Origin of the sequence: Anabaena sp. PCC 7108 (assembly GCF_000332135.1) — a bacterium.
Lineage (GTDB): Bacteria > Cyanobacteriota > Cyanobacteriia > Cyanobacteriales > Nostocaceae > Anabaena.
Genome location: NZ_KB235896.1, coordinates 2,025,339 through 2,040,844, shown reverse-complemented (window position 1 = coordinate 2,040,844; position 15,506 = coordinate 2,025,339). Strand labels below are relative to the sequence as shown.

Here is a 15,506-nt window from a genome sequence, read left to right as displayed (position 1 = left end):
TTGAGTTGGGAAACCAAAAGCGCCAGACTACAAACCAAATTGTAGTTTGGTGCTGAATATATTTTTATTTTTATTGAATTTTTATCAGCTACAGAGGTGGTTGACGACCTTTGTCCCATTTCCAAAGAAATATCATCAGAGCGACTATTCCTACTTGCAGTGCGAAGTTGGGTAAAGTAGTGTCAATATTCCTACCCGCGAGTAGTTGGAAAAAGAATACAAATGCACCAATAAAACCGGAAGCGCCAACACCTATATAGACAAATTGCCGCAAACCACGATAAGGTGCTACCGATTCTGCTTTCAGGCGGGCATATTGTTCGGTATTAATACGATTTTTAGGATTTGGGTCTACCATAAGTAAATAATGCTATAATCTTAAATTGTGTACGCCGATGTGGCTCAGTGGTAGAGCAGCTGATTCGTAATCAGCAGGCCGTGGGTTCAAATCCCATCATCGGCTTTAATTAAGCAAAAAATTTAAGTTTTGTGTTGCTTGTCAAGTTATTTGACTGCGGTATCATTTTATTTGTCTCTCCGGGAAGGGTGTTGAAACTGACGCATTCCTTCTATTTTTTAAATATTCTTATTCTATTATCAAGGTTTGGTGTTTTGTCAATCAGGCTTTTCGGGATTAAGAGGCGTTTATCGCTAGTTCTTTTGCTTTCTCCTAGGACAATTTGAGAAATACTTTTGGATAAGTATGCAGAGAAGGGGGTTGAGGAGTTTAATATTCCGACGACTTTTAAGGCTAATCGAGAGTTTGATAATTATGGTAATGTAGTGGAAATTGCTGAACGATTTGGGGGTGTTCAGGAATTAAAGGAAGCTGTGAATCAATTGCAAAGTTTATTATATTCAGCATAAATTTTAATTAGGGTCAAATATCATGGATCTTCAAGTAAGGTATGCTACTTTAAAAGATTTTGAAAAACATTTAGAACCTTGGGAAAAAGCTTTAGAATCTTTGGAAAGATTAAATTATCTATCTAAAAAAATAAAAGAAATATCTGATTTAAAAGATTTGGAAAAAGCTTTAGAACTTTGGAAAAAAGCTTTAGAAGATTTGGAAAAATTAAAGGATCTATGTACAAAAATAAAGGAAATGTCTGAAATAAAGGAAATATCTGATTTAGAAGATTTGGAAAAATTAAAGTATTTATGTACAAAAATAAAGGAAATACCTGAAATAAAGAAAATATCTAAAATTAGTAAAACGGATAGAAATAAAATTTCAAGTTTAATAAACAATGTTAAATTTGAGATTACACAGGTAAAATCTCAAGCATTAGAAGATAAAATTGATTTAGAAAATCTTGGTAATATAAAAGGATCAGATATTCGACAATGTTGGACAGAGTGTGATAATATTAAAAATATTTATAAAGAATATTCGGAAATAAAGTTTAAGATTTCTAAAGGCAATTTTTCAAAATCAGTAATAGATTGGATAGATGGATTGGAAAAAGAATTAAAGGAAATATTACAAAAAAAATTTGATATTGAACTTGAATGGATATTACCAACTTCAACTATAGAAATGCCCACAGACTATGAGGCTGTAATGGAATATTTTCCTGAACAGTCCTCTCAATTAGAAGATTTCTTAATAATATGGAATGATTTTATCAGATCAAAAAGCAGAAGAGATAAAAATGATATAGACGAATTTTTTATTAACAAATTAATGACTGTTGACAGAATAAATACAACCTTATCTTCTTGGAAAGAGTTTAATAATGTACAACATAGATATCCTATTCTGAAAGAAGCATTAGAAGCACATAACGAAAGCAATTTTTTCTTAAGTGTTTCAACTTTAATTCCTCAAGTAGAAGGCGTTATCAGAGATATAATAGAAAAAAATACTAATATTACTAATATGAAGAAAATTTCTGATTGTGATGGTTTATCAAATCGTGACATTGATAGAGCAATTAAATCATTAGAACTAATTTGGAGACAAAAACACATTAACAATATAGGAAATATTTTAAGGCTAAGTCAGTTATTTAAAATGCTGGAAAATTTGTACAAAGATGATAGAGAAATACCTAATAATGATGGATTATATCGTAAAGGTATTTGTCATGGAGGAATAACTAATTTTGGTAATGCTAAAAATTCTTTAAAGTTAATACTTGTTCTTGATAGACTAATTTTCTCATTCATGATTTAATAAATAGTTTTTGTAATGTGTCTAACAAATTAATGATGAAACTTATGATTATAGAAATTGAAAATAGCATTGCTCCCAATTGGATTTTACCAACCTCAACTTTTGACAGTGAAACGGTTTCGCAAGTTGTAAAGGATGCCTATGAACAGCAACTAATACCAGATAAATTAATGGTATCATCAAGAATTGAAGAAACTTTAGATAATTGGAAAAATAAAAGAAATAGCAACGTACAAAAAAGATTTTCTATATTAAAAGAAGGAATAACAGCCCATTTAAAAGAAAAATATTATTTGAGTGTATCCGCACTAATACCACAAATAGAAGGATTATTAAAAGATGCAGCAAAAGAAGCTAATCTTGAAGGAGTTATCTGTTGGGAAAACCTAGATGACTCATGCCTAGAAAAAGCGGTCAATTCATTAATAGGAAAATGGAAGGAAGAAATTTGGATGAACAATAAATTTGTAGATTTACTTAATGAAAATTTCCCCAAAGTGATTGCTTATTTATATAAAGAATATAATTCAGAAATAGATGAAGAAAATAAACTTAATCGTCATGGAATATGCCACGGAATACAAACAAATTTTGGTACTGCTACAAGTTCCTTACGTTTAATTCTAATAATTGATAGAATTATCTTCTTTATGGCAGATGATAAAAATGACAAGTAATTATATTTAACAATAATGATAAAGCAATCTTACCAGAAGGACAAAATCTTACAATTAAGCTGATACAGGATGAAGATTTTACTGAATGTGTAGCATGGTGGCAGCATTGAGAAGAAAATCAAAATGCTTGTAAGTATAATTTTAGGGAATTTTATCATCAAACTAGAGCAGATGCACAACCTTTTTGGGATGTTGGTAATAAAACTGATATATTAGAGAAAGATCGGCGAGTTGCTGAAATTATATCTGAAACTAAAGCAAGTTTGGAGCAGTGACAATGTTAGGTTTACTAGAAAAATTTAGTCGCTGGGAAGAATTAACGAGTCAATCAGCATTAGATAATGTTGATTCTGACCAAATTTTACTGATTAATGGGATTAACTGGAATATATATGAGACACTGTTACAGCAATTTGAAAATACTTCTCATTATCGCTTTAAATATTTAGAAGGTACTTTAGAAATAATGTCTCCTAGTCGTCGCCATGAGTTTGATAAAAAGCTAATTGCTTTATTATTAGAAACCTATTTTATAGAAAAAGATATTGATTTTTATCCTTTAGGATCAACTACTTTTAGAAGGGAAGCATCCGCTAGAGGTATTGAACCAGATGAATGTTATTGTTTTGATTCTGAAAAATCTGTTCCTGATCTGGCTATTGAGGTAGTTGTCACCAGTGGAGGAATTGATGATTTATTAATTTATCAAGGTTTGGGTGTACCAGAAGTTTGGTTTTGGAAGAATCATCAATTTTCGTTATATTTTCTGCAGGGTGATAAGTATGAGAAAATATCAAAAAGTGAATTTTTACCCGATTTAGATTTAACTCTGTTGGCAAGTTTGCTTTTGTCTGGCGAAAAACCAAAAGATTTAATATCAAAGTTCCGTAAAAGCATCTGTAAGGACAATTCATAAATTGCCTCTACAAATATACAAAAAATATGAATCAAGTTTATAGTGTTTCCTAGTCTAATGAAGTACAAAATTATCTGCGTCTATCTGCGTCCATCTGTCTTGAAAAGTTTCCTACGCCGGGAAACCCGGCTTCGAGGAACTTTTCGCTGCGTTTAATTGTTACTGCTTGTACCTCACTTGAATGGGAATTGCTATATCCTTTATTTACATGAGAATAAATATTAGTTAAATCTGAAAAAATAGATAAATATTAACCCTACAGAAAAATATAAAAAAGTAACTGTCAAAATGCAAACTACAAAGCCAAACACACCTCAAATACCAACATTTACCACCGTTGAAGAAGAACGACTACATCGCCAACAACGCCTAGCAGCAGCATTTCGCCTATTTTCCCGATTTGGGTTTGATGAAGGTGTTGCCGGTCATATAACTGCACGTGACCCGGAAAACCCAGAACATTTTTGGGTCAATCCCTTCGGAATGCACTTTGGTTTAATTCGAGTTAGCGACCTAATCTTAGTTAACCATGAAGGTGAAGTAATTCACGGCAACCGTCTAGTCAATCGGGCAGCTTTTGCCATTCATTCTCAGGTTCATGCGGCTCGTCCCGACGTAGTAGCCGCAGCCCATGCCCATTCTATCTACGGTAAAAGCTGGTCTAGTCTTGGTCGTCTCTTGGACCCACTCACCCAAGATGCTTGTGCATTTTACCAAAACCATAGCCTGTTTGATGACTATACAGGCGTTGTCCTCGACCCAAAAGAAGGACGGCGTATTGCCCAAACTTTAGGTAATAATAAAGCCATTATTCTCAAAAACCACGGCTTACTGACAGTAGGTCACTCCATTGATGAAGCTGCTTGGTGGTTCATCACAATGGAACGTTCTTGTCAAGCTCAATTATTAGCGGAATCCGCTGGGAAACCTAGCCTTATCAAACCAGAGTATGCTAGTTTGACCCAAAGCCAGGTGGGTTCCCATGAATTAGGTTGGTTTAGCTTTCAACCTTTGTATGAGATGATTGTCCGACAAGAACCCGATTTACTGAATTAATAGTTTTTTTTGCAATTTATCACTGGAGTTGAAAATTAGGAAATTATTTTTTCGATTCCCAGTTTGAGGAAAGAAGGTTAATTAGTTTTCTAAGGACTTGGCTGCTCGAATAGATATTTCGATCTTGTTTAACTCTTCCTGTGTAATGTTAAGCAACAGTTTAAGCATTTTATAGCGATACTCTATTTCTTGCTGCTGTTCTTCTAATTCAGCCACTGAAGTAGAGCTAACACCGAGGTCAGGATCTACACTACTGATCCATGATTTCAGATTATTACGAAAGTGATCTGACATAACATCTTGGAGAAGCTCCTTCCGCTGGGAAGCATCCGTCTTGGTAGACGATAAATTCTCTTCTGATGCAGAACCATTTTCTTCTGGCTCCGGTGGTCGGAGTTTAACACTTTTCCGCCGCTCTCGAGCCTGTTTTAATCGTTCACGAATCTTAATCAATTGCTCTTCGTGATTGTCTCTCAGGGCAGATGTGGTGGTTGCAACCGCTTCCGATTCTGCTAGATTTGCTAACTTGACAAAATACTCTAAAGGCACGACTTCATTAGTCTGTCCCTCTTTCTGGCTCAGATCATGTCTACTTTCTTTCCTGCGTTCTCGAAGATGCTGCAACACCAATTGACGTTTTTGAATTACTGCTTCAGGATCTAATTGCATAGCGGAATATCAAGATAAAAAACAAGGTACAGTAATGGTATTATTTAACCGGAAGTTTTTTGGCAAGGTCTAAATCACCTTTAAAAAACTTAATTACAAACTAAGAATTATTTTAATTTCAAAGCTTCAGTCGCTGACATTCCCTCACCCTGAGTACCGAAATACCACAAAGCAGCACCAGCTTCAGCACGAGTTACGGGTTTCTTGGGTTGAAATAATGTTGTATAGCCAAACACCCGCCGAATATTAGCTTGTTCAGCATTTTGAAAATCTGCCAAAACGGCTCTTAACGCCTTGGGGTCAATTTTTTCTGTATCTTGAAAACCCCAGGTTTGCTTGACTGCTTCTAAGTTAGCAGCAGGTAAAGCTTGACGAGTATCTAAAGGCACTTTCCAAACTAGTAATTGTTCCCTTGTTAAAGGTGCATCAGGACGAAATAAAACGGCTGTTGCATCTCCAGACAAAGGACTAGGAATCAAACCAGCTTCTGCTAAACCCTGAATTGCGGGAAAATCAGGATCTTTAGGTAAAATATCTCTAAAAGCAGGTTGGTTACTTTCTGAGGCCAAACGAATTTTTTTAGCGGGATTATTGCTATACATAGCATTATTAGCAGCAACAAGCCAACGAGCATATTCTCGGCGCGTAATAATTTTGTTGGGTTCCAACTGGTTAGTTGTAGCAGTAGAGTTGCTTTTAGAAGTCTGGGAATCTATAGACAGTACACCTAACTTTGCTAAATCTTGAATGTATTGTCGCCATTCTGGTGGTACTTTATTCAAGTCGGTAAATTCTTGAGGTTCAGAGGTATCAGATTGGTTGATTGGCTGCTCAACTACATTGACATTGGGTGATACCGGACCAATAAACTGAGGATTTTCTGGTTGGGGAACTGCGCTAAGATTTGTATTTGGTTGAATTGGAGTAGTGGCTGTATTATTAACGAATTCAATGATTAATTCAGTTGCTGTTTGCGGTTGATTAGGTGCAGCGTTAGTAACTGATTTTGGTTGAATTGTCACTTTCAAAAGTAAATTATTACGTTGTACCTCAAAAGTTCCATCTGTATCATCTTTTGGCTGTTGCAAAATTTGCCAGTTATTACCTTGAAACTGAGTACGGTAATAGCTGGCGATAACATTGCTGGGATCAGAACTTAGCCAGCGAGTTAATATTTTATTTTCTGAACTATTCCCAGGTTTGACTTCTTCCAGTTTGGCATTGGCATATATAGGAATATCTTTGGGGAAGTCAGCAGGTAACTTAACTGTTGATGCGATTGCAACTTCCTTCGTCTTAGCTTCTCCAAAAACCGTAGGATTGCTTTGCAGCAGAGGATCTGCGGCCAAAGAATTCTCTAAATTTTTAGCGGCTGGGCCGTTAGCACAAGCTGTTAACGAAGAGAGTACAATGGCTAAACTTAGAAAGATAACTGGACGTTTAGAAGGCAGCACAGGAAATCACAAGTGGATTGTTAATTCCTACCCTAGCATTGTTGACTTATGATTAAAAATTAAACTACACCTGTAAAGTGTCGGAAAATTGCAAACTTGAGCAACCGGAGAGGATAGCTTGAAGTTTGTGCAACTTGTGGACGGAGAAATCGACCAATTAGCAGCCTTGCAATTCCTTTAAGACGGGCTTGGAATCGCACCCAGACAAATGCTAATGTTTCATTTTTTTTACCCACCGCATACAGAGGTATAAACGCAAGTTGATTGTAGAGAACATCTGCACGATGAGTTTTACTGAGATTATTTTGATAATGTTCTAGATTAGGTAAACCACCGTGTTCTCCGTAGTTACGCCAAGGAATATAGTTTTTTAGTTTTCTTTCGCGTAAAAATGAGTCGATATTGGAATCCCAAGTGGAGTAGTTAAAGGCTCCTACTTTCTCTGTAATTTCATCTGATAGTTCTATGAGATAGCGTGCAGCTTGGGGAGTGACAATATAAGCCACTGCGGAGGTGGAAAAGCCTTCAGCATGACCATGAGGAGAAACAGAATACACTTGGGGCGCACAAGTATATAGCCAACTAATGCCAACATCAGTTTGATTGCGGTTAAAAGGTAATGGACACTTGCCAAAACCTAGGACTGGCACAAAATCTGCTTCAATAATGATAGTTGGCTGAGTCTGCTGAGTAGCTATTTCCCAAGCCCGACGATGGTTCATGAGACAAAGATAACTGCGAGAAAAACCTTGATATTCTGGTTTGTGTTCTTGTCTAAGAACTTCACATTCTAATCCTTCAGTAGTTAATGTTGCTTCTAACTGCTGAGTAGATTCTTTGTAAGCAATGATAAATACTTTACTGATGCAGTCAACTAGAAAATTTTCATTTAGGGATTTGACTATATTAAGTGTCATGGGAGTAAAGTATGAAAATTATGACTGTATACATTTAAATTTAATTTATACCTGTAGTGATTGTCTATAACAATACCTTCGCCATTTTTCTGTAGGTTGAGCGAAACAAAACCAAAGGCATTTGTTGGGTTATGGCTAAAGCCACGCTGAATCGAACAACCCAACCTACGAATCAAGGCTTTTTTCAATTTGACGAAGGTATTGTTATGTAGTTCTCTAAATCTTCAATTTGCGGTGCGGGCAAGTGATTGAGAACTCGCCACAGAATGGTGTAGCTACCATCAGGACGGCGACGCACAGCACGGAAAGCGATAATAGTATCGCTGCTAGGCATTTGCCCTAATTGCTGCCTCATGCGACTATGAGGGCGGGAAATGGATTGACGATTTAAGATAGTGGCGGGAAGTTGGAATTGGAGCGATCGCACTAAATAAGTATGATTTAATTTGGCTGTAGCACCAGCTAAAAATATTTGATTTTGCTGCCAATTCTGATCTTTACCTGTTAAAAACCTTTGTCTGTCTATTTGTAAGGCTTCTAACTGTTTGGGTGGCTGGTAGTTGAGCAAAAATTCTCCCGTAGATGAGGAAACAGCCTGTAGCCTCCCATTTAACTTTTCTAAGGGTACATCACCCACATCGATAATAAAGCCATAATTTAACCCTTGATGGACTAACTGGAAGTTCTCACCAATCATCTTCAATGCTAAACTAGGACTAAAATCTTCCTTAACCTCACCTACAGAGGGAAAAGGATAACGCTCACTGACACTGGCTTGTAATCTATTCTGGGGAAAATTCAACGGACGACGGTACGCTGAATCAGGTAATACCCGAAAGATTCCAGTGTTAGGTAACTGCAAAAACTGAGCGTAGGTTTGTTTTTCTTGGGAATCAATGTCGTAAGCAAACCTGTCAAGTACCGCCGCATCTTTCTGAGGATTGATAAATTTAATATTTTGCGGAAATGCTTTTTGGACTGCTGTCAAGATTTGATTAACGGTTTTGATAGTACTGATAGTTTCTTCCGGTACAGCAATAGCAGGTTGCACAGGCTCTACGTAGTTGGCTATAGCTGTTTTTGCAGTGCTACCAACTACTGATAATGGGAATGAAGTTAAGTTTGGTTCCCGATTAGAAAAAGGTGTTGCTGGATTACCAAGATGAGGACGCTGCATTCGTGCAATGGAAAGCACAGGATCTGACTTATGTTCTCCAGAAACTAAGGGTAAAGCTGTAATTAAGGCTAACTCACCTCGTCGAGACAACAACCGATCTACAACTGGGTACAACTTCCACAATTCTTGATTAGAAGCGTACAAAGAGCAGTAAATTTGTGATTGGGACTCAGTTAACTGCACAACTACAGAAGACTGTTGAGACACATTTCCCTTTGGGGTACACAATGTTTTAGGACTTGAGTACTGACCTGTGAGAAAAGTATCCACAGCATGAGTAAAAATAGTTAATTGCCCCCGCACTGATCTCATTTTGTTGGGGTCTGGGCTGTTCAATGCTTCCTCAATGCGAGCAGTTAAATAAATCTGCTGCTGTACAAGCCGCGCAGCTGTGGTATAAAAGCTCTCAGATGCTGATTCTGAAGTAAGATTTTGACTCAGGTCAAATGAGGCTTGGTATTCCATAGCTAAGGTGCTACCAGGAATGGAAACAAACGTAAAAGGGAGCAAAATTCCTAAAAAGATTTTTCTCATGTCAAAAACGCAGATCAGATAGGAGTACGAAAAATCTAAAATAGATATTAAATTGAAAGAAAAGAACGATCATTGACAACCGTCAGTCTATTTTACTTTCTGTAAAGCGTCGCCAGGTTGTTACCAGTGCTGAAACACGATTACATGCAAGTTTCCCAGGATCAGCCTATCTATTCTGAGGCTCCACTCCAACTGTTGCTGTTTGTTGATGGACGGCCAAAGTCCCGACAACAGGTGCAGCGAATTCGCGCCTACTTAAAAGAATTAGAAGCTGAGTATAGTTTTGAACTTCAAATCATTGATGTCGGGCAGCAACCATATTTAGCGGAACATTTTAAATTGGTAGCCACCCCCGCTTTAGTCAAAATTCATCCCGAACCCCAGCAAACCCTAGCTGGAAGTAATATCATAGCCCAAGTGAAAACCTGGTGGCCTCGCTGGCAAACTGCTGTAGACGCATTCTTAAAGTTACAGGAAGACTTACAAGAACGTATAGATGAGAATGTCTGGGTGACATCACCTAAATCTACAATTCGTTCTGTCGCCGTTTCTGCCGAACTAATCAAACTTTCAGACGAAATTTTTCACCTGAAACAGGAAAAAGAGAAACTGGAAGAACAGCTACAGTTTAAAGATAGAGTAATTGCGATTTTGGCACATGATCTGCGTAATCCTTTGACAGCTGTGGCGATCGCTATCGAAACTCTTCAATCTAACTATAATCCCGAAAAAGGTGACTTTATACGTCTGAAACCAGCTATGACAGCTTATTTATTAAAACAAGCTCGCAGTCAAGCCAGGATTATTGATCGGATGATTGCTGATCTTTTAGAAGTTGGTCGTGGTAATGATACAGAATTTCCGATCACACCACAAAAACTGCAATTGGGTAAACTTAGTTTAGATGTCTTGGAGGAATTGCGCGATCGCTACATCGCTAAATCCCAAAGAATAGAAACTGATATCCCTCAAGACTTACCTTGTGTATATGCAGATCCAGAACGCATCCGCCAAGTGCTAATCAATCTTTTGGATAATGCCATTAAATACACCCCTTCTGGGGGCTGTATTAGCTTCGCTGGACTACACCGCACCACTCAAAAAGTACAGTTTAGTATTGGCGATACTGGCCCCGGTATTCCTCAAGAAAACCGCGATCGCATCTTTGAAAATCATTTTCGCCTACAACGTGATCAAGGAACAGATGGCTATGGACTGGGTCTTTCTTTATGCCAACGCATTATCCGGGCGCACTATGGTCAAATTTGGGTAGATTCAGCCCCCAATGGTGGAGCCTGGTTCCATTTTACTTTACCAGTTTATCCATCTTAGTTATTATTTATTAGTAACAAACTTTAATGAGTAAATTAATAAATGCCAAATCCATTAATGTATCAACAAGATAATTTTGTGATTCTGGAAACTAATCAACCAGAACAATTTCTGACGACTTCCGAATTATTAGAAAAGTTAGAAAATGTCTTGCAACAACTTAAATTTGAGCACTTACCTCCCGATGTCCAAAAATTTAAGTTGCTATCAGAGCAAGCACAATATTTAATTGACACTAGTTGTGAGTTAGATATTGGCCCCGGAAAATATTTGCAGTGGTATGCAGTACGTTTGGAAAAGTGATTAGAAGAGGACGCGGGGAGACGGGGAGACGGGGACGCGGAGAAGTGGAGACACGGAGAAGGGGGGACGCGGGGACGCGGGGACGCGGGGACACGGAGAAGTGGAGACACGGAGAAGTGGGGACGCGGAGAAGTGGAGACACGGAGAAGTGGGGACGCGGAGAAGTGGAGACACGGAGAAGTGGGGAGACGGAGAAGTGGGGAGACGGAGAAGTGGAGACGCGGAGAAGTGGGGAGACGGAGAAAGAGAGATAACTCAGGACTCAGGACTCATCACTCAGGACTCATCACTCAGGACTCATCACTCAGGACTCAGCACTTAGGACTCATCACTCAGGACTCATCACTCAGGACTCAGGACTCAGGACTCAGGACTCAGGACTCAGGACTCAGCACTCAGCACTCAGGATTGAGTAGTAATTAAAGCTAGTTCAATTTTATCTTCACCTGGCTGTGTAATTTTTACTTCAACGTTAGGAGCAAAGTATTTGGTCATTTTTTCTTGTTTCTGGTGCCAAATATCTATTGGTATGAGAGGCGAATCAAATTCTAAAATAATACAATAAGATCCATTAACTTCGATTTCTCGCAAACCAGTCACTAATGGTCTTTCTTCATCGCTAGGACTCAGACCTAAGTAAGCAAGTGCTGTATCTAAGTGAGCTTCTTGACCATAGCAATATCGCGTAATGTCTTTGCGGATTTTATTTTGAGTTACAGTAGCTTGTTGCTTCCGTAGTTCCAATACTGAATTTGTCGTTTTTTGAGTGAAGGGTATAGGCTTCATTTCATTAGCTTTCAGCGCTAGACCACCTAGAAATAGAGGAAAGCCATAGAAAAATCCGATCAGATTGAGTGTGGCATTATCCACACCATAAGCAATAAAACCCGTGATGATAAGTATGCCACCTACGGATAAACCGAGTGTTCCTAAAGAAAGTTTGCCTAACATAATCTAAGATTAGTATAATTCCTACATATATTAGTTTTATCATTCTGAAGACATTAGATAAGAATTCAGCCCATTTTACGTTAACTTTAAATTTGAAGATAGTTAAAGATTGGAAAAAAATAATGGATCTTCAGACAATAAAGGAACGAGTTGCATCAGTTCAAAGTAAGCGTGAGTACCTGCTGAGTCTACTAGAACAACCCAATCTAGGGACTTTGAGAGTTGACGTGAATCAAGCTTTGGAAGAATTAGATGATCTAATCGATGAATTTAGACGCAGCATTCCAGAAACAGAACTCAATTAAGCTGGACTGGGGCTATAATTAATAATTATTGCGTCGGTAATCCGTAGATTTACGGTCAAACCGACGCTATTTAGCGTCATATAAAGTCATATAAATTTCTTCTACTAAAACCATATTCCTCATATCATGTCCGCCTAATCACTTATCAAAAAAAATCTCCGCGTCTCCGTGTCTCCGCGTCTTGAGCGTCAGTCTAAATGATAAGTATTCAACTGGACGTGATATTACCCAACTATTTGCACAGTTGATCACGACAGGGAACTATTAGCAGCACGTTTTCCTAACTGTCTGACTAAAGCGACGAGTTCTGTTGTCGAAGCTTCTTTTTTGCAAACTTCATCAAAGCCAGACATTGTTTTAGTTCGTTGTAAATGAGCTTCTTCAATGGAAGAGTAAGCTAGGATTTGAGTGTTTGGAGAAATAGCTTTAATATGGTGAGATGCACTCCAACCATCCATAACTGGCATATGTAAGTCTAAAACAATCACATCAGGGCGAAGAAATTGAAACATTTCAATAGCTTCTTGACCATTACTTGCTAAACCCACTACTTGAATATTCTCTTGGCAAGTAAAAGCTAATTTTAGGCTTAAACGAGTCAGTTCATGATCGTCAACCACTAGAACACGTAAGGTAGAGGACTGACTAGACAACATTAACATTTTCAGCAATAAAAATTATGGACATTAATGTTTATAGTTTATGGGGATAAGTGCCAGTATTTACTCTATCTTATGGTTGAATATATTGGGGTTTTATATGAAAAATCATTAAAGAATTGCTCAGAAAAATAAAGTTTTCCTGAAGAAGTTAATTTAGTACCTTTTTAAGGTGTGGACAATTTTTTTCTGAGACAATTGGATTTTAAATTATGCCGACAGAACGTAATACCATCGACATCAGAGTTTGTTGTGAATGAGTTTCTGGAGAATCTTCACCAGCACGCCTTTGGATATAACTCCCATCAGGTTGTAAATCCCAAGCTTGACGATTATCTGCCAACATAATTCCCAAAATTTCCTGCAAATCCTTAGCAATATCTTGGTCTTTAATGGGGGTAATGACTTCTACCCGTCTGTCTAAATTGCGGCGCATCCAGTCAGCACTACCAATATATATTTCTTCTTGACCATTGTTATGAAAGTAAAAAACGCGAGAGTGTTCTAAAAATCGGCCAATGATGCTAATAACGCGAATATTCTCGCTGATATCCTTGAGTCCTGGACGCAAACAGCAAATACCACGGATAATCAAATCAATTTGAACTCCAGCGCGGGAGGCTGCATATAAAGTAGCGATGGTTTGCGGATCGACGAGGGCATTCATTTTAGCGACAATGCGACCTGAAAAGCCATTTTTGACATTTTCGATTTCTCGGTTAATTAGTTCAAGAAAGCGATCGCGCATATTGACTGGGGCTACTAATATTTCTCGATAAGACTTTTGGCGAGAATATCCCGTTAAAAAGTTAAACACATCTGTTAAATCAGCGCCCAATTCTTCCCGACAACTAAACAATCCTAAATCGGTATACAGTCTAGCTGTTTTCGGATTATAGTTGCCCGTACCAATATGCACATAACGGCGTATCCGGTCTTTTTCACGCCGCACGACCAGAACAATTTTGCTATGGGTTTTTAGCCCCACTAAACCATAAACAACATGAACACCAACTCTTTCTAAACGCCTAGCCCAGTAAATATTATTTTCTTCATCAAACCGCGCTTTTAATTCCACCAACACAGAAACTTGTTTACCATTTTCAGCAGCAGCAATTAAGGCGTTCACAATCGGTGAGTCACCAGAAGTGCGGTAAAGAGTCATTTTGATGGCTAACACATTGGGATCATGGGCAGCACTAGCAATAAAGCGTTCTACTGTTCCGGAAAAAGATTGATAGGGATGATGTACCAGCAAATCTTTTTCCCGAATTATGGAAAAAAAGTCTTTTCCTTCTTCCAGTTCCAATACATTTGGATCTACACTTGGTTCTCTGAGGCGTTGTAAGCGTGGAGGTACTACAGATTGACGTGGTGTATCTTTGAGTTCTGGAAGAGGCAAAGCCATAAAATACATTAAGTCTCGCAATCCCAAAAGACCGTCTACTTCATAGATATCTTTTTCGGTTAATTCCAAATCTTGTAATAACCTGGAACGCACAGATTCTGGAGTTTGGGATTTAATTTCTAACCGTACCGGAGTGCCACCCATACGACGTTTGCGGAGTTCCTGTTCAATTGCCAATAACAGGTCTTCTGCTTCATCTTCTTCTAATTCTAGGTCAGCATCACGAGTAATGCGGAAGGGGTGATATTCTTGAATATTCATCCCCGGAAATAGAGATTCTAAATTATGTGCGATCGCTTGTTCTAATGGTACACCTGACCAGTGAACGGGTTGTCCATCTTGACGAATTCCCAAATCTGGAGGTAAGGGCAAAAATCGCGGTAAGACTTTGGGGACTTTGACTCTCGCAAAAAATTCTTCTTCTGTATCTGGGTTTTTGAGAACTACCGCTAGATTTAAACTGAGATTAGAAATGTAAGGAAAAGGATGACTAGGATCAACAGCCAGAGGTGTCAAAACGGGGAAAATTTGTTCTTCAAAATAGTTATCTAGATAATTCCGTTGTTTTTGATTCAGTTCTATGTAATCGAGGATATAAATCCCCTCACTTGCCAACAGAGGTTGCAGTACTTGTTCAAACTGTTCGTTCTGTTTTGTAACTTGAGGACTGAGTTTGAGGCGAATATCATCTAACTGTTGTTGTGGTGTGCGACCGTCAGGAGTGAGTAGATTGACTTTTGCTTCTACTTGCTGCTTTAAAGCCGCAATCCGCACCATGAAGAACTCATCTAAATTAGAACTGAAGATTGCTAAAAATTTCAGGCGTTCTAGGAGAGGTGTACGCGCATCGCAAGCTTCATGTAATACCCTACTATTAAACTCTAACCAACTTAACTCACGATTTATATAATATTGTGAATCACTTAGATTAGTGCTAGGGTTGCTCTTTTTGGATTTTGCCATAATTAT

Annotated in this window: 15 protein-coding genes, 1 tRNA gene and 1 pseudogene; 9 read left to right on the top strand and 8 right to left on the bottom strand. The window is 38.0% G+C overall.

The window, feature by feature from the left end; all coding sequences use genetic code 11:
- Positions 1–88: 88 nt before the first annotated feature.
- Positions 89–358: a DUF3493 domain-containing protein gene (locus tag ANA7108_RS0110075; RefSeq protein ID WP_016950661.1), complete on the bottom strand. Its 270-nt coding sequence runs from the start codon at positions 356–358 to the stop codon at positions 89–91.
- Between the two features lie 33 nt (positions 359–391).
- On the opposite strand from ANA7108_RS0110075, the gene ANA7108_RS0110070 reads away from it, so the two are divergent.
- The 6 genes and pseudogenes from ANA7108_RS0110070 to ANA7108_RS0110045 all read left to right on the top strand — a co-directional run bounded on the left by ANA7108_RS0110070 (position 392) and on the right by ANA7108_RS0110045 (position 4,828).
- Positions 392–463 (top strand) — tRNA-Thr (locus tag ANA7108_RS0110070).
- A gap of 221 nt (positions 464–684) precedes the next feature.
- Positions 685–867: pseudogene (locus ANA7108_RS28745) on the top strand (type I restriction-modification enzyme R subunit C-terminal domain-containing protein); the annotation flags it as partial.
- 22 nt (positions 868–889) lie between these two features.
- On the top strand, positions 890–2,179 hold the full coding sequence (locus tag ANA7108_RS0110060; protein ID WP_016950659.1) for a hypothetical protein: 1,290 nt from the start codon (positions 890–892) through the stop codon (positions 2,177–2,179).
- 44 nt (positions 2,180–2,223) lie between these two features.
- On the top strand, positions 2,224–2,856 hold the full coding sequence (locus ANA7108_RS0110055) for a hypothetical protein (protein WP_016950658.1): 633 nt from the start codon (positions 2,224–2,226) through the stop codon (positions 2,854–2,856).
- A gap of 277 nt (positions 2,857–3,133) precedes the next feature.
- Positions 3,134–3,772, top strand: coding sequence for a Uma2 family endonuclease (locus ANA7108_RS0110050; protein WP_016950657.1), 639 nt, complete (start codon positions 3,134–3,136; stop codon positions 3,770–3,772).
- Positions 3,773–4,021: 249 nt separating this feature from the next.
- On the top strand, positions 4,022–4,828 hold the full coding sequence (locus ANA7108_RS0110045; protein WP_255345026.1) for a class II aldolase/adducin family protein: 807 nt from the start codon (positions 4,022–4,024) through the stop codon (positions 4,826–4,828).
- Between the two features lie 81 nt (positions 4,829–4,909).
- On the opposite strand, the gene ANA7108_RS0110040 is transcribed toward ANA7108_RS0110045, so the two are convergent.
- The 4 genes from ANA7108_RS0110040 to ANA7108_RS0110025 form a co-directional block, all read right to left on the bottom strand.
- The gene (locus ANA7108_RS0110040; protein ID WP_016950655.1) at positions 4,910–5,497 is read right to left on the bottom strand and encodes a hypothetical protein; all 588 of its coding nucleotides are present in this window, start codon (positions 5,495–5,497) and stop codon (positions 4,910–4,912) included.
- 107 nt (positions 5,498–5,604) lie between these two features.
- Complete coding sequence (locus tag ANA7108_RS0110035; protein ID WP_016950654.1) at positions 5,605–6,951, bottom strand: S-layer homology domain-containing protein; 1,347 nt, start codon at positions 6,949–6,951, stop codon at positions 5,605–5,607.
- Between the two features lie 59 nt (positions 6,952–7,010).
- A complete protein-coding gene (locus ANA7108_RS0110030; protein ID WP_016950653.1) occupies positions 7,011–7,868 on the bottom strand; it encodes a hypothetical protein in 858 nt (285 codons plus the stop codon).
- Between the two features lie 184 nt (positions 7,869–8,052).
- Complete coding sequence (locus ANA7108_RS0110025) at positions 8,053–9,579, bottom strand: hypothetical protein (RefSeq protein ID WP_016950652.1); 1,527 nt, start codon at positions 9,577–9,579, stop codon at positions 8,053–8,055.
- 126 nt (positions 9,580–9,705) lie between these two features.
- Between ANA7108_RS0110025 and ANA7108_RS0110020 the strand changes: the two genes are divergently transcribed.
- On the top strand, positions 9,706–10,911 hold the full coding sequence (locus ANA7108_RS0110020; protein ID WP_192815408.1) for a histidine kinase: 1,206 nt from the start codon (positions 9,706–9,708) through the stop codon (positions 10,909–10,911).
- A gap of 42 nt (positions 10,912–10,953) precedes the next feature.
- Positions 10,954–11,214 (top strand): chlororespiratory reduction protein 7, encoded by a 261-nt coding sequence (locus ANA7108_RS0110015; protein ID WP_016950650.1) that lies wholly within the window; start codon positions 10,954–10,956, stop codon positions 11,212–11,214.
- Positions 11,215–11,616: 402 nt separating this feature from the next.
- On the opposite strand, the gene ANA7108_RS0110000 is transcribed toward ANA7108_RS0110015, so the two are convergent.
- Positions 11,617–12,165, bottom strand: coding sequence for a DUF2854 domain-containing protein (locus ANA7108_RS0110000; RefSeq protein ID WP_016950648.1), 549 nt, complete (start codon positions 12,163–12,165; stop codon positions 11,617–11,619).
- Between the two features lie 122 nt (positions 12,166–12,287).
- Here ANA7108_RS0110000 and ANA7108_RS0109995 point away from each other — a divergent pair, with 122 nt between their 5' ends.
- Positions 12,288–12,470, top strand: coding sequence for a hypothetical protein (locus ANA7108_RS0109995; protein WP_016950647.1), 183 nt, complete (start codon positions 12,288–12,290; stop codon positions 12,468–12,470).
- A gap of 248 nt (positions 12,471–12,718) precedes the next feature.
- On the opposite strand, the gene ANA7108_RS0109990 is transcribed toward ANA7108_RS0109995, so the two are convergent.
- Both ANA7108_RS0109990 and ppk1 read right to left on the bottom strand, forming a co-directional pair.
- Positions 12,719–13,132, bottom strand: coding sequence for a response regulator transcription factor (locus ANA7108_RS0109990; RefSeq protein ID WP_026104093.1), 414 nt, complete (start codon positions 13,130–13,132; stop codon positions 12,719–12,721).
- Between the two features lie 202 nt (positions 13,133–13,334).
- On the bottom strand, positions 13,335–15,500 hold the full coding sequence (gene ppk1, locus ANA7108_RS0109985) for a polyphosphate kinase 1 (RefSeq protein ID WP_016950645.1): 2,166 nt from the start codon (positions 15,498–15,500) through the stop codon (positions 13,335–13,337).
- Positions 15,501–15,506 lie beyond the last annotated feature (6 nt).

Bases quoted from the DNA above. Each gene is read 5' to 3' on its own strand.
- ANA7108_RS0110075 (WP_016950661.1), bottom strand. From the start codon at position 358: ATGGTAGACCCAAATCCTAAAAATCGTATTAATACCGAACAATATGCC.
- ANA7108_RS0110060 (WP_016950659.1), top strand. From the start codon at position 890: ATGGATCTTCAAGTAAGGTATGCTACTTTAAAAGATTTTGAAAAACAT.
- ANA7108_RS0110055 (WP_016950658.1), top strand. From the start codon at position 2,224: ATGATTATAGAAATTGAAAATAGCATTGCTCCCAATTGGATTTTACCA.
- ANA7108_RS0110050 (WP_016950657.1), top strand. From the start codon at position 3,134: ATGTTAGGTTTACTAGAAAAATTTAGTCGCTGGGAAGAATTAACGAGT.
- ANA7108_RS0110040 (WP_016950655.1), bottom strand. From the start codon at position 5,497: ATGCAATTAGATCCTGAAGCAGTAATTCAAAAACGTCAATTGGTGTTG.
- ANA7108_RS0110030 (WP_016950653.1), bottom strand. From the start codon at position 7,868: ATGACACTTAATATAGTCAAATCCCTAAATGAAAATTTTCTAGTTGAC.
- ANA7108_RS0110025 (WP_016950652.1), bottom strand. From the start codon at position 9,579: ATGAGAAAAATCTTTTTAGGAATTTTGCTCCCTTTTACGTTTGTTTCC.
- ANA7108_RS0110015 (WP_016950650.1), top strand. From the start codon at position 10,954: ATGCCAAATCCATTAATGTATCAACAAGATAATTTTGTGATTCTGGAA.
- ANA7108_RS0110000 (WP_016950648.1), bottom strand. From the start codon at position 12,165: ATGTTAGGCAAACTTTCTTTAGGAACACTCGGTTTATCCGTAGGTGGC.
- ANA7108_RS0109995 (WP_016950647.1), top strand. From the start codon at position 12,288: ATGGATCTTCAGACAATAAAGGAACGAGTTGCATCAGTTCAAAGTAAG.
- ANA7108_RS0109990 (WP_026104093.1), bottom strand. From the start codon at position 13,132: ATGTTAATGTTGTCTAGTCAGTCCTCTACCTTACGTGTTCTAGTGGTT.
- ppk1 (WP_016950645.1), bottom strand. From the start codon at position 15,500: ATGGCAAAATCCAAAAAGAGCAACCCTAGCACTAATCTAAGTGATTCA.